This window comes from Acinetobacter sp. G11 (assembly GCF_049808495.1).
GTDB classification, from domain to species: Bacteria; Pseudomonadota; Gammaproteobacteria; order Pseudomonadales; family Moraxellaceae; genus Acinetobacter; species Acinetobacter kookii.
This window is the reverse complement of sequence record NZ_JBNCAT010000069.1, coordinates 1-1,252: the sequence shown is the minus strand read 5'-3', so window position 1 is coordinate 1,252 and position 1,252 is coordinate 1. Positions and strand designations below refer to the sequence as shown.

The following is a 1,252-nucleotide window of genomic DNA, read 5'->3' as shown; positions in this document are numbered from 1 at the left end:
GCGCACTTAGCCATTGGATTTCATCCAATGGTGCGACAAGGGGTAAATCCCCTTTGTAATCCCCTGACCAACATATACATGTTGGTAATTTCGATAAATCGAAATAAAGAGCAAAAGCAAAATGGCGATATATCATTTTTCAGTTAAAACGATTAGTAGAGGTAATGGACGATCGGCCGTTGCTTGTGCTGCATATCGTTCAAGTGAAAAATTGGTATGCGATTTTTATGGAAAAGAACAAGACTACACAAGAAAAACTGGTGTCGAATTTACAAAAATCTATGCACCTGAAAATACAAATACTGAGTTACTCAAGCGCCAAACACTTTGGAATGAAGTCGAAAAGGTTGAACGTAGAAAAGATGCATTACTTGCAAGAGAGTTTGAGATTGCATTTCCCAGTGAGTTAAACGCTGAACAGCGTGAAAATATGCTCAATGAACTTTGCCGAAACCTCGTTAAAAAATACGGTGTCATCGTTGATGCTGCTATTCATGCACCTCATACAGACAGTGGAAGTGATGAACGCAACTACCATGCACACATCATGTTCACAACCCGAAGTATTAATGAGCAGGGTGGCTTTTCAGCAAAAAAATATAGGGACTTCAGTCGTGACAATGGCACAGAAACTGTAAGCCACTGGAGAGAATCATTTGCAGAGTTATGCAATCATCACCTGGAACAAAATGGATTTGATGAACGTGTCGATCACAGAAGTTATGAAGACCAGGAAAGTGACCTAGAAGCAACTCAGCACGAAGGTCCTCAAGCGACATACCTCCGGAGACGAGGGATATTTACAGAAATTAGTCTGAAAAATGATGAAATTAAGCTACGTAATTTAAAAATCAAAAAGGTCATCGCACTGGATGAAAACATCAAAGTATCTGAGGATCTTGTTCAAAAAGTACGAAGTGAGCTTCAGTTTCAATACTCTCAAGCTGAGTATTCAGAAAAAACTTCTCAGAAACTTTATGAATTCCAAAATGAAGAATTATCAAAATTAACAACAAAATTAGACACGATGAGTTCTGCAATATCAGAACTACGCAAAAAAGAGCCTTTATTTTTTAAAACAAAATGGATCAATCAAATAAATGACCTGATCGACCAACACAACACCCAACTAGACATCCAAAAGCATATTTCTGGTCTTAGTGAAATAGAAAAAAAAGAGAGATATTCTGATCATTTAAATAAATGGACAGAAGAAAATCAGCTGCTCCAGCCTAAAAAGTCTTTTGCAAAA

The 1,252-nt window shown here is 37.4% G+C and carries 1 protein-coding gene; it reads left to right on the top strand.

Going from position 1 to position 1,252, the window contains the following annotated elements:
* Positions 1-121: 121 nt before the first annotated feature.
* Positions 122-1,252, top strand: a 1,131-nt coding sequence (gene mobQ / locus ACPUEY_RS14000) for a MobQ family relaxase (RefSeq protein ID WP_425122455.1), incomplete at its 3' end; no start/stop codon positions are given.